The organism is Paraburkholderia sp. MM5384-R2 (assembly GCF_014201025.1).
GTDB lineage: Bacteria > Pseudomonadota > Gammaproteobacteria > Burkholderiales > Burkholderiaceae > Paraburkholderia > Paraburkholderia tuberum.
Genome location: NZ_JACHDI010000010.1, coordinates 49912 through 72252, shown reverse-complemented (window position 1 = coordinate 72252; position 22341 = coordinate 49912). Strand labels below are relative to the sequence as shown.

Annotated in this window: 22 protein-coding genes and 2 pseudogenes; 8 read left to right on the top strand and 16 right to left on the bottom strand. The window is 63.7% G+C overall.

Features of this window, described 5'->3' with window-relative positions; genetic code table 11:
- From HDG37_RS17830 to HDG37_RS17805, 6 genes are all read right to left on the bottom strand, one after another.
- Positions 1-776, bottom strand: a 776-nt coding sequence (locus HDG37_RS17830; RefSeq protein ID WP_260334912.1) for an amino acid ABC transporter permease, incomplete at its 3' end; no start/stop codon positions are given.
- A 62-nt stretch (positions 777-838) separates the two neighbouring features.
- Positions 839-1660 carry a transporter substrate-binding domain-containing protein gene (locus HDG37_RS17825; protein ID WP_184049890.1) on the bottom strand — a complete coding sequence of 274 codons (822 nt, stop codon included), beginning with the start codon at positions 1658-1660 and terminating at the stop codon, positions 839-841.
- Positions 1661-1722: 62 nt separating this feature from the next.
- A complete protein-coding gene (locus HDG37_RS17820; protein ID WP_184049888.1) occupies positions 1723-2817 on the bottom strand; it encodes an ABC transporter ATP-binding protein in 1095 nt (364 codons plus the stop codon).
- A 25-nt stretch (positions 2818-2842) separates the two neighbouring features.
- Positions 2843-3736 (bottom strand): ABC transporter permease, encoded by an 894-nt coding sequence (locus tag HDG37_RS17815; protein WP_184049886.1) that lies wholly within the window; start codon positions 3734-3736, stop codon positions 2843-2845.
- Positions 3733-4716 (bottom strand): ABC transporter permease, encoded by a 984-nt coding sequence (locus tag HDG37_RS17810; protein WP_184050104.1) that lies wholly within the window; start codon positions 4714-4716, stop codon positions 3733-3735. Before HDG37_RS17810 ends, HDG37_RS17815 begins: the two co-directional genes overlap by 4 nt.
- Positions 4717-4721: 5 nt before the next feature.
- Positions 4722-5816 carry a PotD/PotF family extracellular solute-binding protein gene (locus tag HDG37_RS17805; RefSeq protein WP_184049885.1) on the bottom strand — a complete coding sequence of 365 codons (1095 nt, stop codon included), beginning with the start codon at positions 5814-5816 and terminating at the stop codon, positions 4722-4724.
- A gap of 492 nt (positions 5817-6308) precedes the next feature.
- Between HDG37_RS17805 and HDG37_RS17800 the strand changes: the two genes are divergently transcribed.
- Positions 6309-7202, top strand: coding sequence for a LysR substrate-binding domain-containing protein (locus HDG37_RS17800; protein ID WP_184049883.1), 894 nt, complete (start codon positions 6309-6311; stop codon positions 7200-7202).
- A 35-nt stretch (positions 7203-7237) separates the two neighbouring features.
- Here the strand turns inward: HDG37_RS17800 and HDG37_RS17795 are convergent, their stop codons facing one another.
- Together HDG37_RS17795 and HDG37_RS17790 are read right to left on the bottom strand one after the other, a co-directional pair.
- Positions 7238-8320 (bottom strand): calcium:proton antiporter, encoded by a 1083-nt coding sequence (locus HDG37_RS17795; protein WP_184049881.1) that lies wholly within the window; start codon positions 8318-8320, stop codon positions 7238-7240.
- Between the two features lie 319 nt (positions 8321-8639).
- Entirely contained in the window at positions 8640-8999 is a 360-nt protein-coding gene (locus tag HDG37_RS17790) for a BON domain-containing protein (protein WP_184049878.1), read from the bottom strand.
- Between the two features lie 367 nt (positions 9000-9366).
- Between HDG37_RS17790 and HDG37_RS17785 the strand changes: the two genes are divergently transcribed.
- A complete protein-coding gene (locus HDG37_RS17785; protein ID WP_184049876.1) occupies positions 9367-9996 on the top strand; it encodes a DNA-3-methyladenine glycosylase in 630 nt (209 codons plus the stop codon).
- Positions 9997-10298: 302 nt separating this feature from the next.
- Positions 10299-10640, top strand: coding sequence for a DUF4148 domain-containing protein (locus tag HDG37_RS17780; RefSeq protein ID WP_184049874.1), 342 nt, complete (start codon positions 10299-10301; stop codon positions 10638-10640).
- A gap of 266 nt (positions 10641-10906) precedes the next feature.
- Here the strand turns inward: HDG37_RS17780 and HDG37_RS17775 are convergent, their stop codons facing one another.
- Positions 10907-11350 carry a CBS domain-containing protein gene (locus HDG37_RS17775; protein WP_184049872.1) on the bottom strand — a complete coding sequence of 148 codons (444 nt, stop codon included), beginning with the start codon at positions 11348-11350 and terminating at the stop codon, positions 10907-10909.
- Between the two features lie 338 nt (positions 11351-11688).
- Between HDG37_RS17775 and ribA the strand changes: the two genes are divergently transcribed.
- The 4 genes and pseudogenes from ribA to HDG37_RS38805 form a co-directional block, all read left to right on the top strand.
- The gene (ribA, locus tag HDG37_RS17770; RefSeq protein WP_090805969.1) at positions 11689-12339 is read left to right on the top strand and encodes a GTP cyclohydrolase II; all 651 of its coding nucleotides are present in this window, start codon (positions 11689-11691) and stop codon (positions 12337-12339) included.
- A 192-nt stretch (positions 12340-12531) separates the two neighbouring features.
- The gene (locus tag HDG37_RS39360) at positions 12532-13029 is read left to right on the top strand and encodes a hypothetical protein (protein ID WP_260334911.1); all 498 of its coding nucleotides are present in this window, start codon (positions 12532-12534) and stop codon (positions 13027-13029) included.
- Between the two features lie 923 nt (positions 13030-13952).
- Positions 13953-14693: a polyprenyl diphosphate synthase gene (uppS, locus tag HDG37_RS17760; RefSeq protein ID WP_184049870.1), complete on the top strand. Its 741-nt coding sequence runs from the start codon at positions 13953-13955 to the stop codon at positions 14691-14693.
- A gap of 219 nt (positions 14694-14912) precedes the next feature.
- A pseudogene (locus HDG37_RS38805) lies at positions 14913-15228 on the top strand (DDE-type integrase/transposase/recombinase); the annotation flags it as partial.
- Between the two features lie 59 nt (positions 15229-15287).
- Here HDG37_RS38805 and HDG37_RS17755 read toward each other — a convergent pair.
- The 4 genes from HDG37_RS17755 to HDG37_RS17740 all read right to left on the bottom strand — a co-directional run bounded on the left by HDG37_RS17755 (position 15288) and on the right by HDG37_RS17740 (position 18155).
- Positions 15288-16697, bottom strand: coding sequence for an ATP-binding protein (locus HDG37_RS17755; RefSeq protein ID WP_184049868.1), 1410 nt, complete (start codon positions 16695-16697; stop codon positions 15288-15290).
- The gene (locus HDG37_RS17750; RefSeq protein WP_184049866.1) at positions 16694-17368 is read right to left on the bottom strand and encodes a response regulator; all 675 of its coding nucleotides are present in this window, start codon (positions 17366-17368) and stop codon (positions 16694-16696) included. The genes HDG37_RS17755 and HDG37_RS17750 overlap by 4 nt, the downstream gene beginning before the upstream one ends.
- Before the next feature lie 24 nt (positions 17369-17392).
- The gene (locus tag HDG37_RS17745) at positions 17393-17719 is read right to left on the bottom strand and encodes a DUF4148 domain-containing protein (RefSeq protein ID WP_184049864.1); all 327 of its coding nucleotides are present in this window, start codon (positions 17717-17719) and stop codon (positions 17393-17395) included.
- 112 nt (positions 17720-17831) lie between these two features.
- Positions 17832-18155, bottom strand: a complete 324-nt coding sequence (locus tag HDG37_RS17740; protein ID WP_184049862.1) for a DUF4148 domain-containing protein — start codon at positions 18153-18155, stop codon at positions 17832-17834.
- Between the two features lie 360 nt (positions 18156-18515).
- Here HDG37_RS17740 and HDG37_RS40375 point away from each other — a divergent pair.
- Positions 18516-18677 (top strand): annotated as a pseudogene (locus tag HDG37_RS40375) (cation-transporting P-type ATPase); the annotation flags it as partial.
- Between the two features lie 198 nt (positions 18678-18875).
- On the opposite strand, the gene HDG37_RS17735 reads toward HDG37_RS40375, so the two are convergent.
- The 3 genes from HDG37_RS17735 to HDG37_RS17725 all read right to left on the bottom strand — a co-directional run bounded on the left by HDG37_RS17735 (position 18876) and on the right by HDG37_RS17725 (position 21874).
- Complete coding sequence (locus HDG37_RS17735) at positions 18876-19868, bottom strand: sugar-binding protein (protein WP_184049860.1); 993 nt, start codon at positions 19866-19868, stop codon at positions 18876-18878.
- Between the two features lie 213 nt (positions 19869-20081).
- Positions 20082-21020, bottom strand: a complete 939-nt coding sequence (locus tag HDG37_RS17730; protein WP_221312056.1) for an ABC transporter permease — start codon at positions 21018-21020, stop codon at positions 20082-20084.
- Between the two features lie 113 nt (positions 21021-21133).
- Positions 21134-21874 (bottom strand): ATP-binding cassette domain-containing protein, encoded by a 741-nt coding sequence (locus HDG37_RS17725; RefSeq protein WP_184049856.1) that lies wholly within the window; start codon positions 21872-21874, stop codon positions 21134-21136.
- Positions 21875-22341: the final 467 nt, after the last annotated feature.

Sequence of the window (22341 nt, the reverse complement as noted above, 5' to 3'; positions counted from 1 at the left end):
CTACTACTACTACTACTACTACTACTACTACTACTACTACTACTACTACTACTACTACTACTACTACTACTACTACTACTACTACTACTACTACTGCTGTTGTTACCTCGTGCCGCGCGGCCCGCGAACAGCCCGCGGCCGAAGCGGTTCAACAGCTGCCGCAACACGATCGACATCAGCAGATAGGCAGCCGTGATGATCACGTAGCTCTCGAACGAGCGGAAGTTGCGCGACTGGATGAAGTTCGCCGCATAGGTCAGGTCGGGCACCGAGATCTGCGACACGACGGCCGAGCCGAGCATCACGATCAGCACCTGGCCGAGCAGCGCGGGAAACACGTTGGCGAGCGCCTGCGGCAGCACGACGTAGCGGAACACCTGGCGCCCATGCAGGCCGAGCGCCTGGGCGGCCTGCACCTGGCCGCGCGAAATCGAATCGATGCCGGCGCGCACGATCTCGATCGCGTACGCGCCGAGATTGACGGTCATCGCAAGAATCGCGGCCTCGACCTCGTCGATATGAATGCCGAGGCTCGGCAGGCCGAAAAACACGAAGAACAACTGCACCAGAAAAGGCGTGTTGCGGATCAGCTCGACGTAGCTCGCGACCAGCCAGCGCGCCCACTTCGGCCCGGCCGCCGCAATGCTCGCGCCGCCGATCCCCACCAGCCCGCCCGCCAGGGTCGACACGGCCGTGAGGCCGAGCGTCACGGCGGCGCCGCGCGCGAGCATCCCCGCATACAGGCCGAAGCCGCTGAAATCGAACGCGTAAGTCATGGCCTCGTGCCCATCGTAGTATCAGATCGCGGCGCGGCCTTCACGGCGCCACGTCACAGGTTTCAAAGATCGGCCGGCAGCGGCGCGCGCAGCCACTTCTGCGAAATCGCGTTCATCGTGCCGTCCTTGCGGGCCTTGGCAATCGTTTCGTCGACCTTCGCCTTCAGGCGCGGCTCGTTCTTGTTCAGACCGACGTGATCGGGCGAGCTGAACAGCGCGAACTTCTGCTCCGGATCGTTCGCCGGATGCCGCGCGAGAATCGTCGCGCCGACGTCGTTGCCGACCACCATCAACTGTACCTGACCAGAAAGGAACGCCGAAATAGCGCCGTTCGGATCGTCGAAACGTTTGATGTTCGCCGACGGCGGCGCGATCTTCGTCACGCTCAGGTCTTCGAGCGTGCCGCGCGCGACCGAGATCGACTTGCCGCCGAGGTCGGCGGCGGTCTTCACCGGCAGCGACTTCGGGCCGAACACCGCGAGGTAGTACGGCGCGTAGGGTTGCGAGAAGTCGATCACTTTTTCGCGCTCGGGCGTCTGGCCGACCGACAGCAACATGTCGGCCTTGTGGTCGGCGAGAAAGGCCATGCGGTTGTCGCCGGTGACCGGCACCAGTTCGACCTTCGCGTTGAGCGCCTTGCCGATCAGATTGGCGACGTCGATGTCGTAGCCGACCGGCTTCATGTCCGGACCGATCGAGCCGAACGGCGGATAGTCCTCGAATACGCCGATGCGCACGGTGCCGGATTTCGCGATGTCGTCGAGCGCGTCGGCATGCGCGGCCGACGGCAGTGCGCACAGCGCGCCGAGCGCGGTCATCGCGAGCGTCGCGGCGAGCGTCGCGAACATGCGGCGGGTCGATTGGAGAGCGGGGCGCTGGTTCATGATGTGTTCCTCTGTCGTAATACGGTAGTTATTCAGGCAAAGCCGTGTGATGGGGTCGGGTATCAGGCGGCGCGCGCGGCGATCAGCTTGCACGCGTGCGGCGGCAGCTCGGCGAGCACCGGCATGCCGAGCGCGAGCCCGGGCGTTTCGCGCGGCGTGGTCGCGGCGGTCAGCGTGAAGCCCACGCAATCGATCGTCGCTTCGAGCGAGGCGCCGACGTCGCGAATGAACGTGACGGTACCGGGCAGCCGGTTCGGGTTCGGTGCTTCCGTGGCCGCCTTCACGCAGATGTCCTCGGGGCGAATCAGCAGGCGGATCGCGTCGCCGGCCGCACCCGGCTGCGGCGCATCGGCGAGCGGCGCGCCCGGGTTCGGCGTCACCGCGATGCGCCGTCCGCCCGGCAGGCTCACGACGCCCGCGCCGTCGTACCGCACCGGCAGAATGTTGCCGAGCCCGATGAAGTCGGCGACGAACTCGCTCACCGGATCGCGGTAGATGTCGAGCGGCTTGCCGACCTGCGCGATGCGGCCTTTCTCCATCACGACGATCTCGTCGGCCATCGTCATCGCTTCGCGCTGGTCGTGCGTGACCATGATCGTCGTGATGCCGAGGCGTTGCTGCAGCAGGCGGATTTCGACCTGCATCGCTTCGCGCAGCTTCGCGTCGAGCGCGGACAGCGGTTCGTCGAGCAGCAGCAGTTGCGGCTCCGAAGCGATCGCGCGCGCGATCGCGACGCGTTGGCGCTGCCCGCCCGACAGTTGCGTGACCGGCCGGTTCGCCATGTGCGGCAGCTGGATCAGCTCGAGCAGTTCGGCGACGCGGCGCGTTTGCCGTTCTTTCGCGACCTTGCGCAGCTTCAGCGGATACGCGACGTTCTGCGCGACCGTCATATGCGGAAACAGCGCGAGCGACTGGAACACCATCCCAAAGTCGCGCCGGTTGGCCGGCAGTCGCGTGATGTCGCGGCCGGCGAAATGGATGCTGCCCTCGGTCGGCGTTTCGAGGCCTGCGATCATCCGCAGCAGCGTGGTCTTGCCGCAGCCGGACGGGCCGAGGAAGCACACGAGCTTGCCGTCGGGCACGCTCAGGTCGACGTCGTCGACGGCGTGCACGGCGCCGAAGCGCCGCGTGACGGCCTGCAAGGTCAGATGGGTCATCGGAAGCTCCAGCAAGGTGACGGGTTCACAGCGCGACGCCTTCGTCGCCGATCAGCTTTTCGAGCAGCCAGATCAGCGCGAAGTCGATCGCGACGATGACCACCGCGAAACAGAACACGGTCGGATCGAGCGACGATACCGTGCGGCTATAGAGCCATACCGGCAGCGTCATCGTGTCGATGCTGTACAGAAAGAACGTCACCGTGAACTCGTTGAACGACACGATGAACGCGAACAGCATGCCGGCGAGAATGCCGGGGCGCATCAGCGGCAGCACCACGTCGATGAGCGCGCGGCCGGGGCTCGCGCCCATCACGAGCGCGGCTTCCTCGAACTCGGGGCCGATCGACGCGACCGACGCCGCGCAGTTCTTCACCGTGAACGGCAGCGCCAGGATCACATGCGCGATGATCAGACGGCCGACGCCCAGCTCGACCGGCAGCACGTTGAACACCAGCAGCAGCGACAGGCCGAGCATCACGAGCGGATAGACGAGCGGCAGCGCGACCAGTTGCTCGACCACCGGCTTGCCGTGAAAGCGGTAGCGCGACAGCGCGTACGCGGCGGGCACGGAGACCAGCGTCGCGATCAGCATCGTCGATAGCGCGACGACGAGGCTCGTGCTCAGCGCGGCGCCCATCGACAGCGTATCGGTCGCGTCCGGCGACACGAAGCTGTGCCACGCCGCGCGGTACCAGTGCAGGCTGTACGCGTGCGGCGGGAATTCGAGCGTGTCGGCCGCACTGAACGACATCGCGATCATCGTCAGGATCGGCAGCGCGGTGAGAAACAGCACCACGCCGGCGACGAGCGCGGTCGCGCGGCCGAGCTGGCCGGGCATCGTCTGAGGCAGGCGCGGGAAGCGCGGCGAAAGAGGTTCGGTGCGCGGCAGGCGCGGGGTCGGCAGCGGCGTGCTCATGCGTGAGGCTCCCCGCTCAGACGTTGGGTGCGGCGCACGAGCCGTTGCGACAGCGCCATCACGGCGAGCGTCGCGATCATCAGCACCACGCCGGAAGCGGAGGCGGCCGGCCAGTTCAAGAGCGGCGCGACCTCATCGTGCACCAGCACCGCGAGCATCGGCACACGCCGGCCGCCGAGCAGCAGCGGCACCGCGAACGCGCTCGCGTTGTACGCGAACACCAGCAGCGCGCCCGACACGAGGCCCGGCATCGCGAGCGGCAGCAGCACGTGACGCAGCGTTTGCCAGCGCGTCGCGCCGAGCGTCGCGGCGGCTTCCTCGTACGAGATCGACACCGCGCGCATCGCGCTGGACAGCGGCAGCACGGCGAGCGGAAACGCGGTCTGGATCAGCCCCAGCAGCACGCCATGCTCGCGATACAGCCACATCACCGGACGCTCGACGAGTCCGCTCGCGAGCAGCGCGTGATTGAGCAGACCCGCCGGGCCGAGGATCACGAGCCAGCCATAGCCTTGCAGCAGCAGATTGACGAGCAGCGGCAGCAGCACACCCGCGAGCAGCAGCCGGCGCGCGAACCGCGATGTCGTGCGCGCCATCGCGAGCGCGACCGGAATCGCGAGCACGACCGCGCACAGCATGCTCTGGAACGCGAGCCGCAGCGTCAGCCACAACGATTTCAGGAAGTAGCCGTCGAGCAGGTCCACGTAGTTCTGCAGCGTGAAGCTGCGCCATTCGTTGCCGGACGTGCCGAAGCTCATACGCAGCACGACCAGCGCGGCCGCGCCGAGTATCGCCAGAAACAAAAGGATCGGCGCGAGTAGCAGCCACGGGCGCGCTTTCGCGAGCGTCATTGCGCCGGCAGCGGGGTCGGTCACGGCCGTCGCAACAACTGCGGAAGCGGAGGCGCCGCCGCCGGGCGCTGGGCCCGGCGCGGCTTCGTCCGGCATCATCGCGGCACGCCGCGGGAAGCGCGCGAGCATCGTGGTTACGCCGAGAAGATTTCGGTGTAGCGCTTGATCCATGCCGGCTGCACGGCGGCGAGCGCCTTGTCGTCATGCAGCACGGCTTTCTCGGCGATCTGCTGCGGGTTCGGCACGAACGCGCGGCTCTCGGCCGGAATCATCGCTTTCGAATTGACTGGGCCGTTCAGCACATCGGCCGCCATGCGGCCTTGCACGCCGGCGTCGAGCGAGTGATTGATGAACGCGTGGATCAGCTCGGTGTCGCCCGGATGCGCTTTCGGAATCACCGTGAACATCAGTTGCGTCGCGAAGCCTTCCTTCATGCCGTAGGTCACGCCCATCTTGTATTCGGGCTTGCGGATCTGATCCGGGAAAAACGCGGGCGAGTAGATGCCGCCGATGTCGAGCGAGCCCGTGCGGAACAGGTCGGCCACCTGGTTCGGGTTCTCGCCGAGCGTCATCACGCGGTCTTTGAGCTGCGCGAGCTTCTTGAAGCCGGGCTCGATGTTCTGCTGCGAGCCGCCGTTCATCTTCGCGGCGATGATCGCGAGATCGACCGTTTCGGCCCACTCGGGCGGCGGCAGGAAAACGCGGCCGGCGTATTTCGGGTCCCACAGCGCCTCGTACGACGAAGGCGGCGTCTTGACCGTCGCGGTGTTGTAGATGAGGCCGTCGGACCACAGCAGATAGCCGACGCCGAAGCCGTTCGCGCCGGTGCGGTATGGCGGCGCGACTTCTTTCAGGTTCGGCAGGCGCTCGAGGTCGGGCTTCATCAGCAGGCCCGCGTCGGCGAGGCCGGAGGCGCCGACGCCGGCGAGCGTGATCACGTCATAGGTGGGGCGCTCGCCCGCTGCCTTGACTTTGGCGACCATGCCGGAGGTGCCGTCGGCGCGATCGGCGATGACCTTCGCGCCGGTCTTCGCCGTGAAGGTCGCGGCGATGTTGCGCAGCGCGGCCGTGCCGGTATCGTCCGACCACGTCAGGATGCGCAGCGTCTTGCCGCTGAAGTTGTGCTCCTGCGCGCGCAGGTTGAGGAACGGCATCGGCAGCGCGGATGCCGCGAGCGCCGTACCGATCGTCTTGATGGCCTGCCTTCTACCCCGTTTGATCTGCTGCATGGCGGTCTCCTGTGTTGAACGCCCGTTGCCCATGATTCGCCGTGACCGCTGCCGGATATACCGTGCGTGGATGCACTGTAGGTTTGCCAAAATCACGCAACAATCGAAATATGCGCATGGATCGCATGACGTACGCTCATGGCTCGCCGCCGGCGAACGCGGTGGCGAGCGGTTTGGCGACGCGCCGGGAAGCTACGGGCGATGGCTTATGCGGGTTAACGTCCAGATCTGGCTGAGGAATCTCGGCGTGCGTCGAGGTATGAGGAAAGCTCGGTTCTGGTGCGATTGCTGAAGGCTTTTTTGCACCGCGCCGGTGCGACATTCCTCGGGACGGGCGTTTTTCACGCATGCCATGAGTCGAACGCATGCGGGTTTGCCTGCGCGCCCACTCGTGCGCGCATAGCCGATCGCGTATGCTGTGGGCTTGACGGGCAGGGCGGCGAGGGGCGCTGCCGCAGCCACGCAATGATTTTTTCTGATCCTGGACATCCGATGCGACGCCTACCGCCGCTCAACGCGCTGCAGATTTTCGAAACCGTCGCGCGCCATCGCAGCTTCACGCGTGCCGCCGACCATCTGTGCCTGACGCAAGGCGCGGTCAGCCGGCAGATCATCGCGCTCGAGGACTACTACAAGTTTCCGCTGTTCAAGCGTCACGCAAAGGGGCTGACGCTGACCGCCGAGGGCGAAATGCTGCTGCCGGCGGTCAAGGAGAGCTTCGCGCGGATCGAGGAAATGTCGCTGCGCTTGACGAGGCAGCGCACCGATCTCGCGCTCAAGGTGCCGACCTGCGTGATGCGCTGGATGCTGCCGAAGATCATGCGCTTCCAGTCCGACTATCCCGATCTGCACGTGCAGATCACGACCACCTGGCAGCACGACGTCGATTTCCAGAGCGAGCCGTTCGACGCGGCGATCATCTACGGTTCGTCGCCCGGTGCGGACGTGCGGGCGGTGTCGCTGTTCGAGGAGCGTCTGACGCCGGTCTGCACGCCCGAGCTGCTGAAGGACAAGCCGCTCGCGCAGGTGGCCGATCTCGGGCGCCACACGCTGCTGCATCCGACGCGCGATCACCGCGACTGGAAGATGTGGCTCGCGAAAGTCGCGGAAGCCGATCCGGCGGGCGCCGCGACGATCGACGCGGAGCTCGGCCCGAGCTTCGATACGCTCGACATGGCGACCAACGCCGCCGCGCAGGGCTTCGGTGTCGCGATCAGCGACCTCGCGCTAATCGACGAGGACGTCGCCGCCCGGCGCCTCGTGCGGCCGTTCGATACCGTGCTGAAGACCGGCTGGCGCTATTACTTCGTGTATCCGGACTCAGTCGCGCAACAGCAGAAGCTGAATCTGTTCCGCGACTGGATCGCCGAGCATTGGGAAGAGTGAGGTTGCCGTCCGCCCGTGCCGGATAAGGCATCGCGTCACGGCGCGAACGACAGAAACAGATAAGCCGCGAACAGCGACAGATGCACGGCGCCTTGCAGAATCGTCGTGCGCCCGGTGCTGAGCGTCAGCGTGGCGACCACCAGCGTGAGCGCGAGCAGCACCATGTCCTTGCCATCGATGCCGAGCACGATGGGCTGACCGATGTACAGGAACACGCCGGCGACGGTGGGAATGGTCAGGCCGATACTCGCCAGTGACGAGCCGAGCGCGAGGTTCAGGCTGGTCTGCAGACGGTCGGCGCGCGCCGCGCGCAGCGCCGCGAGTCCTTCCGGCAACAGCACCAGCGACGCAATCACGATACCGACCACCGCCGGCGGCGCGCCCGCGCTCAGCACCGCTGACTCGACCACCGGCGACAGCACTTTCGCGAGCAGCACGACCGCGACGAGGCTCACGAGCAGCAGCACGCCGCTGATGGCGGCGAGGCGCGCGCCGGGCGGCTCGGCATGGACGTCTTCGTCGGGCACGCCGGCGAGGAAGTAGTCGCGATGGCGCACCGTCTGCACGAACACGAACACGCAGTACAGCACCAGCGACGACACGCCGGCAAACGCGAGCTGCGACGGCGAAAGGACAGGCCCGGGGCTGGTGGTCGTGAAATTCGGCATCACGAGCGTCAGTACCGACAGCGACGCGAGCACCGCCAGCGCGGCCGCCGCGCCGCGGCTCTGGAAGTCCTGTTCCAGATGACGGATGCCGCCCACCAGCAGACACAGCCCGACGAGCCCGTTGCAGACGATCATTACGGCCGCGAATACCGTATCGCGCGCGAGGCCGGCTTTCTCGGGACCGGACGTCAGCATCACCGAGACGATCAGCGCCACCTCGATCACCGTGACGGCGACCGCGAGCACCAGCGTGCCAAACGGCTCGCCGACGCGATGCGCGACCACTTCGGCATGATGCACGGCGGCAAACACGGCCGCGCATAGCGACATGCCGGCCAGTGCGAGCAGCAGCGTGTTGCCCGGCATCGCGTAGGCGGCGGCGAGCACGATCCAGCTAGCGATCGGCGCGACGAGAGTCCAACGAGGCAAGACGGTCGCGGACGAAGTCATGCGGCCTTCCTTTCGGTGCGTGTATGAACTTGAAGTAATATCTTAACAAGTGACGTTAAGCCATTAAATTATCGGGGATAACTCGTTACGAGAAGCCGTCGCCACGCGGTCGGGTCGTCATCGCGACGCGCGTAGCGCATTAAAAATATCGCGGTTTCGGGGGCGCGGGGAATCGCCGCGTCGGATGGCGCGATGGCCGCACCGTGAGGCAATGGTGCCGAGCGCCGGATCGGAGGGGGAATTGGCGTCGCGGCGGAGCTTTCCGCCGTCGACGCCAGCTTGCTGCTGTTACCGCAACTTCTTCGGCCGTTCGACCGGATTACTGGCCCATCGCGCGGATCGACAGTGCGCTCTTCACCGACGTCACGCCTGCCACGCCTTGAGCGGCGTTCGTCGCGAGTTCGATCTGAGCCTGTTCCGGCACCGAGCCTTCCAGCGTGACGGCGCCTTCGCGTGCGCGCACGGTGATGTTGCCGACGGTCAGGCCCTTCGTACGCGCGAGCGTCGCGCGGACCTTCTTCTGCAGCGCGCGATTAGCCGCGCGAGTCTGCTTGGCGGTCGGTGCCGTTGCCGCCGGCGCTGCGGTCGCGGCCGCCTCGCTGCTTTGCGCGTACGCGTTGAGGGAAGCGAGAACGACCAGCGCGCCGCTGATCATCTTGATTGCCGAGAATGCTTTCATTCAACCATCTCCTGTTGTCGTAGAACGTCGATCCCCGGATGGGGTCGATTTTTTTACACCAGCGGGCACAGCGGGATTCAATGCCAATGGAACAGGTACAGCAGTCTGCGAACGCTTTCAGCCGACACGCGGTTAGCGAGCCGCGAAGCGCGCGCCGAAACATGCAAACGGCCGTGTGACCGGCCGGATGCACACAATACAACAATTGGTGCCATGTTGACTTCCATGGCGCAGAAAATGAGGCTTCGGTACAACGAATTTGTCGAGCGCAACCGGTCGATGACGTGGGAGTGGGGCGACTGCGCGCTTGTCGCGAGGCCGTAGGTTTCAGCACCGATTTCAGCACCGACTCAAGGACACCCAGCGCATGCGAAACGAAGCTCTTCAGATCCGACCGTTGCGCCGCGAGGATCTGCCGATCGATACCGTGGAACTCGCGCGCTTCATGGTCGGCAAATATCTCGTGCACGATCTGCCCGAAGGACGCCTGAGCGGACGCATCGTCGAGACCGAGGCGTATCCGCTCGGCGACTCGACGAGCCATGCGTTCATCGGACGTCGTCCGTACAACGGGTCGATGTTTCTCGCGCGCGGTCATGCTTATGTGCGGCTGACCTACGGCGTGTCTTACATGCTCAACATGTCGTCCGAAGCGCAGGAGGTCGGCGCCGGCATCCTGCTGCGCGCGGTCGAACCGCTCGAAGGACTCGCGCTGATGGAAGCGCGCCGTCCCGGCGTGCCGCTGCGCGATCTCGCGCGCGGACCCGGCCGGCTGACGGTGGCGTTCGGCATCGGCCAGGCGTTCGACGGCCGCGATTTGTGTACGGGTCGGGGGCTATGGATCGGCGTGATCGAGACTGGCGACGCGCCGATCGGCGTGACGACGCGCATCGGCCTGTCGCGCGAGATGCACCGTCCGTTGCGATTTTTCGAGCCGGGCAGCGCGTTCGTCAGCGGCCCGCGCAAGCTGCTGACGATTCCGCATTCGGGCGCATGACGTCGCGGCTACGCGCGTACATCGATTCAGACGTTTCGGCGTGCGGGCGGGCGAATTTTTTCTTCGATCAGACGTATTTCGGAAACATCAGACGCAAAGGTGACGATCCGGGCAATTGTTAACCCGAAGATCATGTTAACGGAGGCGGTTCCACGATATTTCCCGAGATCGTTGCGAACTGAGCAATTTTCTATCTCGAAATTAAGGGTTTTCCCTTGGCAGTGTGCTGACTAGACTCAAGTCATTCGCTGGACACCGAGGTGTCGGCGATGCAGATAAAACCACATTGGAGGGAAGTCACCATGAAATCGCTGACCAAGGCAGTTGCCATTGCGGCCCTTGTCGCCGCGCCAGTCGTCTCGTTCGCGCAGTCGAGCCAGCAGCCGGTCACCCGCGCGGAAGTCCGCAGCGAACTGATCCAGCTGGAGCACGCGGGCTACAACCCGTCGACCTCGAGCGACCCGAATTATCCGGCCGACATCCAGGCCGCCGAGCAGCGCGTGCAAGCGCAAAATCCGGCCGTCGCGCAAACCCAGCCGAGCGCTGATACCAGCGGTTACGGCGCGCCGATGAGCGGATCGACCCAGGCGGGCGGCATGCCGCAGCCGATGAGCGGCCCGAAGAGCGTCTATTTCGGTAACTAATTTCGGTAACTAAGCAGGCAGCAGAATCTGTGTGCGCGTCGTTTGACGGCGCACACAGCGTGTCATACCCGGTACTGTTTCAAACGAGCGCGCCGCACTCATACGCCCGAGAGCGTTCATCCGCGCGCGTTGCGTTCCTCTTTCCGAAAGAACCTCCGCTGCCGCAAGGTAGCTTGGCCCAAGCTCTTAGAGGTTTGGGCTTTTTTTGCGTCTGGTCCCGCGCGGATGATCGATGCGGTGCCGCTCAGCGAAAACCGTGCTGCCTGTCAGAGCCGTTCGCCGTGAATATAGAACTCGAGTTGCTGAATCGTGAACTGCTGTTCCGCGATGATGTCCTTCACGAGGTCGCCAATCGACACCATGCCGACCAGCCGCTCGTTGTCGATGACGGGCAGGTGACGCATGCGCCGCTCGGTCATCAGCGCCATGCACTCTTCAGTCGTCTGGTTCAGACGAACGAAGCGCACCGCCTTGCTCATGATGTCGCGCACCGGCGTCGCCTTTGACGACCGGTCCATCAGCACGATCTTGCGCGCGTAGTCGCGCTCCGTGATGATGCCGGCGATGCTGTCGCCGTCCGTCACCACCAGCGCGCCGATGCTTTTCTCGGCCATCAACCGGATCGCCTCGTAGACGGAATCGTCGGCGCCGATCGTGTAGACGTCGGAGGGGTTCGGTTTCGTTTTAAGAAGCTGTGCAACGCTTGTCATGGAGCGGCTCCGTTTCGCAATGCAGCACGCCGAAGTGGCGCACTGTCGTGAGGGACAGGCGATACAAGTATAGGCGCGACGTGCGCCCGCGGTACACCGGGAATACCTCGGGCGCGCCGGACGATGCGCGCTGGATTGACGCGGTCCGCGCGGGCTTGTTTCGGGTCTCGGGCTCGTGTTTCGCGTGATGCGCGTGTGCCGGGTGCGGCTTGTCGCGGGGCAGCGTCCCGTGCAAGCGAAGGGGCATCCACGTGCTGCATGCGGATTAGCGGTAAACTCGCAGTCCACACCTTATCCCCGGCTCGACCGGGTTCATGCCAGTACCATTGTTCAACGCCATGCTCACGTCTCAGGATCCATCGCCCGCAGCGGACGGCGCCGTCACCGGCGAATGCGTCGTGCTCGACGCCACCGCCACGCTGCCCACGCGCTACGGCACGTTCACTTCCTATGTGTTTCGCGTGGTCGACAGCGGCGCCGAACATCTCGCGCTCGTGATGGGCGATGTCGCCAACCAGTCCTCGGTGCTGACGCGCCTGCATTCGGAATGTCTGACGGGCGACGTGCTCGGCTCCTATCGCTGCGACTGCGGCGAGCAGCTCGATCTCGCGCTGCGCTATATCGCGGCAGAGGGTTGCGGCGTACTGCTGTATTTGCGCGGCCACGAAGGACGCGGCATCGGTCTGTCGAACAAGATCCGCGCGTATGCGCTGCAGGAGCAGGGGCGCGATACCGTCGAAGCCAACCTCGATCTCGGCCTGCCCGACGATTCACGCGAATACGATTCGGCCGCGGGCATCCTGCGCACGCTGAAGGTCACGTCGGTGCGGCTGATGAGTAACAATCCCGAAAAGTTCGACACGCTGTCGAAGCACGGCATTCCGGTGTGCGAGCGTGTCGCGCTCGCGATTCCGATGCGCGAGGAAAACGAGCGGTATATCCGCACGAAGCAGCTGAAGTTTGGGCATTACTTCGACGAGAATGAATAGCCATGTTTTCAGGCTTGTCTCGGTAAGCCCAAAGCCTTCCCCGGACATATCGCAAGTAACCGAATTTTAAGAAAAATATTAACGCTTCAGGCCCGTCGGTTCGTGTATCGCCGCGTGTCTCCGCTTACCCAAACTTGTGATGCTGGCGTAGGTTTTTGTGCCGTTATGCAGAAAACCTGCGCCGAGGGAAGAATGCGCTTTGATGCACGTGCCGTGGCCAAGCTGCCGAGCGGCGAGCACATGACGTTGAGGGATTTCCAGGCCTACGCCTACCAGGCTTCAACGAGCCGCAAGTCATGGACGTATCGCTATAAGTCGCCGATCGACGGTCGCATGCGACAGGTGAAGCTCGTGAGTGGCCGTCGACCTCATTTGCCGCAGCGATCGCTGCGTGGCAAACGAAGCGCGTCGAACGCGATTCCGGTGCCGAACCTTCGACACTGCGCAGAACGGGAATCAGCGGCTGCGCACCCAGGCGATTACACCGTCAGACAGCTGTGCCGCGACTATCTGGAAGGGTATGTAGAAGTAAATCGGAAGACAAAGGGAGCGGTCGAGGTCGCACGTATATTCAAGGCGATGCTGGGGCCTATAGGGGATATGCGCGTCACAGCCGTCACACGCGCCCAGGCTTTCGATTTCCTCGAGTCGTACCGGTCGACGCCGGCGCCTTCGCATGGAACTGGGTAGCGCCTGGCATTACGCGCTTGATGCTGGTCGTCTTCCTGAACAGCATCAGCAAGAAGTGGACGATGCCGATCCGCGAACTGGAAGGCCGCACTGAACCGCTTCACGATCCAGTTCGAAGAGCGGCTGGTGTCGGGTTAAACCTCAACCCGTTTACGCGAAATTCCGGACACCCCCGCACAAAATTCCGGACACCGCCGCCCAGCACGACGTCCACTATCGTCAACCATATTGCAATATCGCCCCGAAGCATGACCGGCCGCGCTTGCCCGTCACGCATTGGTCCGCCCACGACCTTCGACGCACAACTCGGACGCTTCTTGCAACGCTGGGTTGTCCCAACGATATTGCCGAGGCAGTCCTCGGCCACGTACAGCCCGGAATCATCGGCGTCTACAACCGCCATACTTATCACCGGGAAAGGCGTGAGTGGCTCACGCAACTGTCGCATCGCCTGGCGGCTCCAGCGTCGCCCAGATCTCGTTGCTTATTTTTCGTCTTGTCATCCTGTCAGGATATGGCGTTTGGGCCCAGCCGCGCTGTCCAGGTTGTATTAACGACGCTTAGCGGGAAACGGTATACCACTACACCGCGTAGCTGATCACGTCGGGCGGAAATCGATAGCCAACATAGGAGAGCGGGTTGTCGACGGCGGTACCGTTCTGTTGGGCGGCTGCTTTCATGAACGAAATCATCGCCGCGCCCCCTTAAACCTGCCAATACGTGAACAAAGCCTGGAGAATATCTCCGTCTTAAGCATCCTTTCAGTTTCGTCTGCATACCATACGATTATCCATTTCGTCCGGTGGCCCAGCCGATGTCCACGTGATTTGGTGGCGGTCGAGTTGATCACCAGGAAAAGAGTCCAGGGGCACCTTCATGACCTTCGGGGACTTTCGTGTTCCGCCTGACTCGCGGCGGTTCCCATGATCCATAAAAGTTCGACCGTTAGCGTACCGGCCGTGACCGATGTGCCGCGGCACATTGCAATCATTATGGACGGCAATGGCCGCTGGGCGGCGCAGCGCAAGCTGCCCCGAGTGGCCGGTCACGTGAAGGGTGTCGAAGCGGTCCGCGCGATCGTCGAGGGCTGCGCGCGGCGCGGCGTCGAATTCCTGACGCTGTTTGCATTCAGTTCGGAGAACTGGCGCCGGCCTGAGGACGAAGTGTCGTTCCTGATGCGTCTGTTCGGGGCGACGCTACAGCGTGAAACGGCACGGTTGCACAAGAATGGCATCCGCTTGCGCGTCGTTGGCGATCTATCGGCGTTCGATGCGCACCTTCGGGCGCTCGTGAAGCGAGCGGAAATCAGAACGGCCCACAATACACGTATGACGCTGACCATTGCGGCGAATTACGGCGGTCGCTGGGATATCCTTCACGCTATAAGCGAGCTTCTCGCACGGAGTGCCGTCGATGGTCACGCCGTGCCGGTCGACGAAGCCAGCTTCGCGCAATATCTGGCGATGGCGTACGCGCCGGAACCCGATCTGCTGATCCGGACCGGAGGTGAGCAGCGCATCAGCAACTTCCTGCTATGGCAACTCGCGTACACTGAACTCTACTTCACCGACATATTCTGGCCAGATTTTGACGACGCCGCGCTTGATGCCGCACTCGCATCATATCGGGCGCGCGAACGTCGTTTTGGGCGCGCAAATGCGTGACAGAGGTGTGAAGTATTCAATCATGCTAGACGCCTACTTTATCGGGAGGAGATGGGTCACTCAGGCAATCTCGTGCTGTACGAAATGGCCGGTGCCATTCTGTCAGCCGCGCCGCGATCGCGGCACGCCACTGGCGTTCATTCGGCGATCATCGCAGACCGCGTCATTTACCGGGAAGGCATTGCGACCTTGTTAGCAGGGTTAAGGGGGGCAGCGACAATGTCGTTCCTGAAAGCAGCCGCCCAACAGAACGCCACTGCCGTCGACGACCCGCGCTCCTATGTTGGCTATCGATTTCCGCTTGACGTGATCAGCTACGCGGTGTGGTGGTATTACAGTTTCCCGCATCCGGTCCACCCCATTGGCCCCAGGCGACAGGTGGCACCTCGACGAAGTGGTGGCCACGATCAACGGAGAGAAGCACTGGCTTTCCCCCAAGGGGACTTCATTCGGGGCGTGGCGCGCGGTGGACCAGCATGGCGGGGTGCCCGACGTGCTGGTGCAAAGCCGACGACGCGACAGGCACGCAGCCAGGCCGCGCGGCGCGGCGCGTGTCAAGCGTGTAACGCTCACCGCTTCAAACGTCGATTCGCGCTACCGCCTGACGGTGTCTTCCGTCGCCGCGACGGGTGCGTCGTTGCCAGTGGCTCGTCGCATGTCCGCTGCGCTGTCTTCAGGACCGGCTGGCGGGAAGCGCAGATGCACCTTCAGCCCACGGCCGTTCGCGCTGCTGCCGAGCGAGAGGGTGGCGCTGTGCTGCTCCGCGATGCGCCTGACGATCGACAGACCCAGACCGCTGCCGGGCGCGGCGTGTCCATTGCCGCGATAGAAGCGTTCCCAGACGCGCTCGCGGTCTTCGTCGGGGATACCTGGGCCCGTATCGCACACGTCGAGCGTCCCACAACCGTCTTCAGTGCCGACATGAACGTCGACGCGCGCATGCACGCCCGCATAACGGATCGCGTTGTCGACCAGGTTGTTGAGCAGGATGCGCAGGCCGTCGGCGTTGCCACGTATTTTCACGATGGCGGGAGCGACGAGACCGAGGTCGATCCGGGCCGGTTCGGCGAAACGCGCACGCTCGCCGACGACCGCGCGCGCAAGCGAGGTCAGATCGACCTCGCTAAAGACCGGCGGGTTCGACTCGGGTCCGAGCCTCGCCAGCGTCAGCAACTGTTCCGCGAGATGGGCGAGGCGCGCGGTGCCTATGCCGATCTGCCGGATGATGGCATCGCGTTCGTCACGATTCGTCGCTCGTGGCAGCAGTTCGACCTGCAGGGCCAGTCCCATGATCGGTGTGCGAAGCTCGTGTGCGGCGTCGGCGACGAAGTCGCGCTGCGCGGTAAATGCGCGATCGAGCCGAAGCAGCAGATCGTTGAGCGCGTCGACGAGCGGCTTGACCTCGCCCGGCATCGCCGCGGTATCGATTTCCTGCATGTTGTGCGCATCACGCCGCTTCAGGTTCGCGGCGATATCGCGCAACGGCCTCAAGCCGTTGCCGATGCCGAACCACAGAAAGAGCGCCAGCACGGGCAGCAGCGACAGTACTGGCCAGAACAGCTGCATCGCGATCTCGGCCAACGCTTCCCAGCGCGCCCGCTTCACCTGCGCGACGCGCACGAGCATATCGCCGTTTCGCGAGACATACGTGTGCCACAACTGGCCGTCGACGGCCAGGTCGGCGACGCCCGCGCCCGTGGGGGGCGGCAACGGCGAATCGAGATCGCTGCTGAACACGCGTGTCGTACCGCGCCACACTTGCAGCAACACCGCGTGTGACTGTTCGCCCGATAGCCGGTCTTCGTTAGCGCCCTGCATGCCACGCAGCGATAGACGCCCGTCGGGCTCGACGACGACGTGTTGCGCGACGGCTTTCAGCTGATCGTCAAGCAGCTCGTCAAGCTCCGCGAGCGCGCCCCAATACGTTGCGGCGCTGGCGAGCAGACCCATCAGCAAGGTGGCCGGCAGCAGCCACATCAGCAGACGCCGGCGCAGCGATCTCACGCGATCTCTCCGATCTGGTATCCGACGCCGCGCACGGTGCGAATCGCGAGCACACCGAGCTTGCGGCGCAGGTTATGAACATGTACCTGGATCGCGTTGCTTTCGATCTCTTCGTTCCAGCCGTACAGCCGTTCCTCCAGCTGTTCGCGCGACACGATGATGGCCGGGTCGTGCATCAGTTCGAGCAGCAGTGCGAATTCGCGGCTGGTCACCGATATTTCGTTGTCGTGCAGCCATAGCCGGTGCTGCGCGGGATCGAGTCGCAACCTGCCGACCTGCAACGTCGACTTTGCACGGCCAGCCTGGCGGCGATGCACGACGCGCATGCGGGCGAGCAGCTCCTCGAGAGCGAACGGCTTGACGATGTAGTCGTCGGCACCGCCATCGAGTCCCGCGACGCGATCCGGAACGGCGTCGCGCGCGGTGATGATGATGACCGGCGTATCGACGTTGCGCGCGACGTTGCGCGCGCGCAGCTTAGCGAGCAACGCGAGGCCGTCCTGCTTCGGCAGTCCGAGGTCGAGCAGGACGAGCCCGTATGACGTGGTGTTCAGCGCGAGCGCGGCCGCGTCGCCGTCCGTGGCCCAGTCGACGGCAAAGCCTGCCCTTTGCAGGCCTTGCTGCAAGCCGTTACCGATCAGCGGATCGTCTTCCGCCAGCAATATGCGCATCCGATGGTCCCGCGAGGAGGGCGATCAGGGGTGATTGTAAAACTGTTGCATTCTGGCATTCGATGCATGGTTTCCATACTGCGACGAGCCCGCGGCCGGAGGGCCGTAGCCTGTTCCACCGTTTGCTGCACCATTTGCTGCTGCGGCATTCTGAACCCCGATGCGGGCTTCGGCCGCCTGAATGTCCGCGGGGTAGTGCAGCTTGCTGGGCTTGTAGCCGGCGTGTTCGAGTTGGACCAGTTGGGCCCTGACCTGCGCGCGCGACGTCGGATCGTTCGACGTTTGAGCGAACGATACCGCCGGTGCAGCAACGCAAACGATAAGGGCGATTGTCTTGAAGATCGTGTTCATGACGCTTACCTCTTTTTACTGCTGTGTCGAAGCCGTGTTCTGCGGGAACTGATGGCTGAACGCAACGGAAGCCGCGCATGCATGCCGTAGGTCACACATGCGCCGGAAACGCTCAGTGATGTTCATACAGTGTCGAAGTGGTGCTTCGCATGGCTCCATGTCCCCCCGACTCCGCAGTACTGCCAGTAGTCGTACCCATGCCCGATGTCGAATAGTCGTTGGCCGTGCCACGTGCAGCAACGCGTGCTTCAGCCTTCTGGATATCGGCTGGATAGCGGGCATCGTCGCGTTTTGCCGGGTTATATCCGGCGTTTTCCAGCTGGATCAGCTGTGCGTGAACTTCAGCGCGCGTTGGAGAGTGCGTCGGCTGAGCCAAACACAGAAGCGGTGCGAGGAGGATACCAACAGCGCCGATCGCGGAAAGAGTCGATTTCATGAACGCCTCCAGTTGGGGTGGTCAGTGCAATGAGAAGAACGTGAGAGAAGTCCAGGATGCAAAGCTTATCTGATGCTTAGCGAAGTCATCTTTGGGATGACTGACCAAACCAGAGCGATGCTTCGAGCCGTCGGATTTCTCATGTAATCAGCGTACTCCTGGGCAACTTAAGGCGAGGTTAACGATGCGCATATGCTCAGCAGGAATTGCGGTGTGCCACATCCTGTTGTCTGCTGTCGAGGGCGATGCGGCACGTTGGCCCCCTTGTTGATTATGGTGCCGCAACGCAAGAAAGCCATTTGTCTGGATGTCGCTGTGAGCATTGCGTTACACGAACAGCCGCTACCGTGACCTTGGTCCATGACAACGGCATCCGGCAGCACGTCGCATTTGGGGCTGACCAGCGCGCAAGCCGCGCGTCTGCAGAGCGAGCGCGGCAGGAACGAGCACAACGAGCATCGCGTCGGAGGGCCGACGCGTATCGCGGCACGGTTTTGGGCGCCCGTACTCTCGATGCTCGGGGCGGCGATCGCCCTTCAACTGATCAACGGCGAACGTGTCGAAGCGTGCATTGTCGGCGCGCTATCGGTGTTCAATGCTGCGCCCGGCCTCTTTCAGGAAGAGCAGGCAAATGGTGTCGTCGATGCATCGAGGCAGCGCAGAGTCGGCTCGGTGTCGATCCGGCTCGCGCGTTATCGTGATGATGTGGGCCGCCGGCCTTCAATGCTTCAGGCAAGTGTCGGCGTTCTTCCATGTGCAGACGTCGAGTCCGGTGTGAATGACCTTAGGTACCGACTTCCCTTCCGCGAGGTCACGCATGACCATCGCGGCGCGGTAGCCCATTTCCTCGGGCCGCTGGCCGACGAGCACATTCACCTTGTGCTCCTTGAGCGCTTGCAGTTCGGGCCCGAGCGTATCCGCCGAGACGATCACGAACTTGCCGTTCTTGATCTTGTCCATTATCGGCGCGACAACCTGCGAAAAGGCCTGCGGCGCAAAGAGAGGCCAGCCGCCCGCTAGCAGAAAGGCGTCGAGACCCGTGGGGTGAGCGGTCAGCGTGTCCTGCATCATCTGGTTCGCCTTGGCGGCGTCGTCGTTCACGTAGAGCGGACAGCCACTGATCTCATGCCAGCCGTTCTCGCCAGCGAGCTTCGTGATCCCTTTCTTCCCGGAGAGTACATCGCGCGCGCCCTGGGCCCGCTGGTTGATGTTCTCCGCTGCCGGATTGCCCATCACCAGGCAGACATTGCCGCCTTTCGGCATCAGCATCTTCAACTGCTCGCCAAGCTTGGCGCCCAGTTCGTAGTTGTCGGTGCCGACATAGCTCTTGCGCAGTGACGCATCCTTCGGCAGCAGATCGGCATCCGCGGTGATGACCGGGACCGATCCGCCGCGGCGGCGCAGCACCTCCGCCACAGCCGGCGCGTTCGCGGGCGAGATCGCCATGCTCGCGACGCCCTTGGTCAGCAGGTCGTCGATGATCTGCACTTGCGCGCTCTCGTCCGCAGCGGTCGCGGGACCGGTGTAGTAGCAGTTGTAGCCTTGCTTGTTGAGTTCCTTGTTCGCCCGTTCGCATCCTTGATGCATGAGGTCGAAGTACGGGTTGTCGAGACCCTTCACCACCAGCGCAAGGGTCTTATCGGCCGCGAAGCCAGAGGACGCCAGCATCGCGAGTCCTCCAGCCGCGGCAAGACACATCCACAGTTTCTTCATTGCTTCCTCCTGTTCGGCGCCGGCTCTACGGTGCCCATGTGGGCCTACACAGTCTTCATAACGATCCAACGTCAGGCCCGAAATCGGAACTCGGCCCTGGAGCGGATCCTCGCGGTCTTGTGAACCCATGCGTGCGGCAGTTCCGCGCCTGATCCGGCCGCACCCGCTTCCCGCGGCACCGGCCGGGAAGCGGCCGGCGCGTCCAACGACATTTCAATCTCCTTGCCGCTCGCCACCGAGCCTGTTAAAGAGCACCGCGACGACGATGAAGCTGCCGACGACCGTGCCCTGCCAGAACGCGTCGACGCCGAGCAGGATCAGGCTGTTGCGGATGACCTCGATGAGCGCCGCGCCGACGATCGTGCCGAAGGCGCTGCCGACCCCGCCGATCAGATTGGTCCCGCCGACCACGGTAGCAGCGATCACGCGCAGTTCGTCGCCCGTGCCGAGGCCTGTCGTCACCGCGCCTAGCCAGCCGACTTCGAGAATCGCCGCGACGCCCGCCATGAGGCCGCAGAGTACGTAGACGGAACAAACGATGCGGCGCACCGGTACGCCGGTGAGAGTCGCCGCATGACGGTTGCCGCCGATCGCGAACACGTAGCGGCCCCAGCGCGTCCAGCCGAACGCGAACCAGAACAACAGCCCAAGCAGGATCAGGAACCACACCGGATTGGCAACGCCGAGCGTCGAGCCGCCGCCGAGCGCGAGGAGCTTGCTCCCGTCGGGGCCGAAATCGAAAATGGTCCGGCTGCGGGAGATCACGAGTGCGAGGCTGCGGCCGACGCTCAGCATGGCGAGCGTCACGACGAAAGGCTGCATGCCGAGATACGCGATGAGCAAGCCGTTGACGAGGCCGACCAGCCCGGCGGTCAGTAGTCCCATGCCGATACCGGCCCAGATCGGGTAGCCCGCGTTCATGACGACCGAGAGCACGATACCGCTGATGCCGATCGTCGAGCCAACCGAAATGTCGATGCCGCCCGTGACGATCACCGCCATCATTCCCAGCGCCACGATGGCGACGAAGGCGAAGTTTCGCGTAACGTTGAAAAGATTCTCGGAGGTCGCGAAGGTCGAGGTCGCAAAAGACAGGGCGATACAGGCGACGATCGTTGCCAGCACGACCCAGAACACCTGGCTTGCGAACAATCCCGACCAGCGAGTGTGCGTCCTCGCGGACTGTGGATCATCGAGCAATGGCGGCACTGTAGGGGGCCTTCGCGGCGCGTCGTTCAATGTGGTGGCTCCGATGCGAGGCAGGTTCAGGCAGCGGCGATGGCGCCGGTGATCAGTCCGGTCACTTCTTCCGGGGAGGACTCTTCGGTCTTCTTGTCCGCGACCTTGCGCCCGCGCCGCATGACAACCACCCGGTGGGCGACGGCGAATACGTCAGGCATGCGGTGGCTGATGAGGATGACGGCGATACCGTGTTCGGACAGGCGTCTGATGAGATCGAGCACCTCGACGACCTGGCGCACACTGATCGAGGCGGTCGGCTCGTCCATGAGAACGAGCCTCGCTTCCGAGAGGCGCGTGCGGGCGATGGCTACCGCCTGCCGCTGCCCCCCCGACATTTGCCTGACGAGGTCGCGCGGGCGCGTCTCGGACTTCAGTGCATTGAACAGTTCACCCGCACGCCGATACATGGTCGCGTGATCGAGCACGCGGATAGGCCCGAACCCGACCCGCAGTTCGCGGCCAAGGAAAACGTTGGCGGCTGCCGTCAGGTTGTCGCAGAGCGCGAGATCCTGATAGACGACTTCGATGCCGCGCGCGCGCGCGTCGACCGGCTTGTTGAAATGCACGGGATTTCCATCGATGAGAATTTCGCCGTGCGAAGGTGGAAAGTTGCCGGCGACGACCTTCACCAAAGTCGATTTCCCGGCCCCGTTATCGCCCATGAGCCCCACGACCTGACCTGACTCCAGACTGAGCGTCACGTCGGTCAGGGCCTGAATGGCGCCGAAATGCCTGGAAACGCCTCTGAGCTCAAGAAGACTCATGGACAGTCGTGCTCGCTGGAGTGGGGGCGTCCATGGCATTGGCCGGACGGCCAGTAGACACGCGAAGGAAGTAAAATGTTTTTTAGCGCACGATAGGGTATTTAGCAAGGCACTTTGGCCACCTGCCGAACATGCCGCCGAATCGGAAGGCGCGTCCAGTGCGGCTCAGCACGAAGCGGCGAGCGGTGGCCGCTGAGGGGCGTCGAGCCACTCGCGTCCATCGGAAAATGTCATCCAGCGGGCTTCGCGCCACAGGCGCCGCTCCTGGCATGACCAGTACGATCGCCCCAATCAAGGCAGGCCTGAAAGCTTCTGGCGCGTCCGTGCGAGGGTAATCACCCATTGGTCCAAGCGGTCGTGGATGTCTTGAGAATGTGTCGTACGGACACGGGCTAAAGGGCTGGCACGCGCAGATCGTCGCTGGCGCGCCGGCCGTCGACGAATGCTCATCCCTGGCGCCGCTGCAT

Coding starts and splice junctions, on each gene's coding strand:
- HDG37_RS17825 (WP_184049890.1), bottom strand. CDS start 1,660: ATGAACCAGCGCCCCGCTCTCCAATCGACCCGCCGCATGTTCGCGACG.
- HDG37_RS17820 (WP_184049888.1), bottom strand. CDS start 2,817: ATGACCCATCTGACCTTGCAGGCCGTCACGCGGCGCTTCGGCGCCGTG.
- HDG37_RS17815 (WP_184049886.1), bottom strand. CDS start 3,736: ATGAGCACGCCGCTGCCGACCCCGCGCCTGCCGCGCACCGAACCTCTT.
- HDG37_RS17810 (WP_184050104.1), bottom strand. CDS start 4,716: ATGCTCGCGCGCTTCCCGCGGCGTGCCGCGATGATGCCGGACGAAGCC.
- HDG37_RS17805 (WP_184049885.1), bottom strand. CDS start 5,816: ATGCAGCAGATCAAACGGGGTAGAAGGCAGGCCATCAAGACGATCGGT.
- HDG37_RS17800 (WP_184049883.1), top strand. CDS start 6,309: ATGCGACGCCTACCGCCGCTCAACGCGCTGCAGATTTTCGAAACCGTC.
- HDG37_RS17795 (WP_184049881.1), bottom strand. CDS start 8,320: ATGACTTCGTCCGCGACCGTCTTGCCTCGTTGGACTCTCGTCGCGCCG.
- HDG37_RS17790 (WP_184049878.1), bottom strand. CDS start 8,999: ATGAAAGCATTCTCGGCAATCAAGATGATCAGCGGCGCGCTGGTCGTT.
- HDG37_RS17785 (WP_184049876.1), top strand. CDS start 9,367: ATGCGAAACGAAGCTCTTCAGATCCGACCGTTGCGCCGCGAGGATCTG.
- HDG37_RS17780 (WP_184049874.1), top strand. CDS start 10,299: ATGAAATCGCTGACCAAGGCAGTTGCCATTGCGGCCCTTGTCGCCGCG.
- HDG37_RS17775 (WP_184049872.1), bottom strand. CDS start 11,350: ATGACAAGCGTTGCACAGCTTCTTAAAACGAAACCGAACCCCTCCGAC.
- ribA (WP_090805969.1), top strand. CDS start 11,689: ATGCTCACGTCTCAGGATCCATCGCCCGCAGCGGACGGCGCCGTCACC.
- HDG37_RS39360 (WP_260334911.1), top strand. CDS start 12,532: ATGCGCTTTGATGCACGTGCCGTGGCCAAGCTGCCGAGCGGCGAGCAC.
- uppS (WP_184049870.1), top strand. CDS start 13,953: ATGATCCATAAAAGTTCGACCGTTAGCGTACCGGCCGTGACCGATGTG.
- HDG37_RS17750 (WP_184049866.1), bottom strand. CDS start 17,368: ATGCGCATATTGCTGGCGGAAGACGATCCGCTGATCGGTAACGGCTTG.
- HDG37_RS17745 (WP_184049864.1), bottom strand. CDS start 17,719: ATGAACACGATCTTCAAGACAATCGCCCTTATCGTTTGCGTTGCTGCA.
- HDG37_RS17740 (WP_184049862.1), bottom strand. CDS start 18,155: ATGAAATCGACTCTTTCCGCGATCGGCGCTGTTGGTATCCTCCTCGCA.
- HDG37_RS17735 (WP_184049860.1), bottom strand. CDS start 19,868: ATGAAGAAACTGTGGATGTGTCTTGCCGCGGCTGGAGGACTCGCGATG.
- HDG37_RS17725 (WP_184049856.1), bottom strand. CDS start 21,874: ATGAGTCTTCTTGAGCTCAGAGGCGTTTCCAGGCATTTCGGCGCCATT.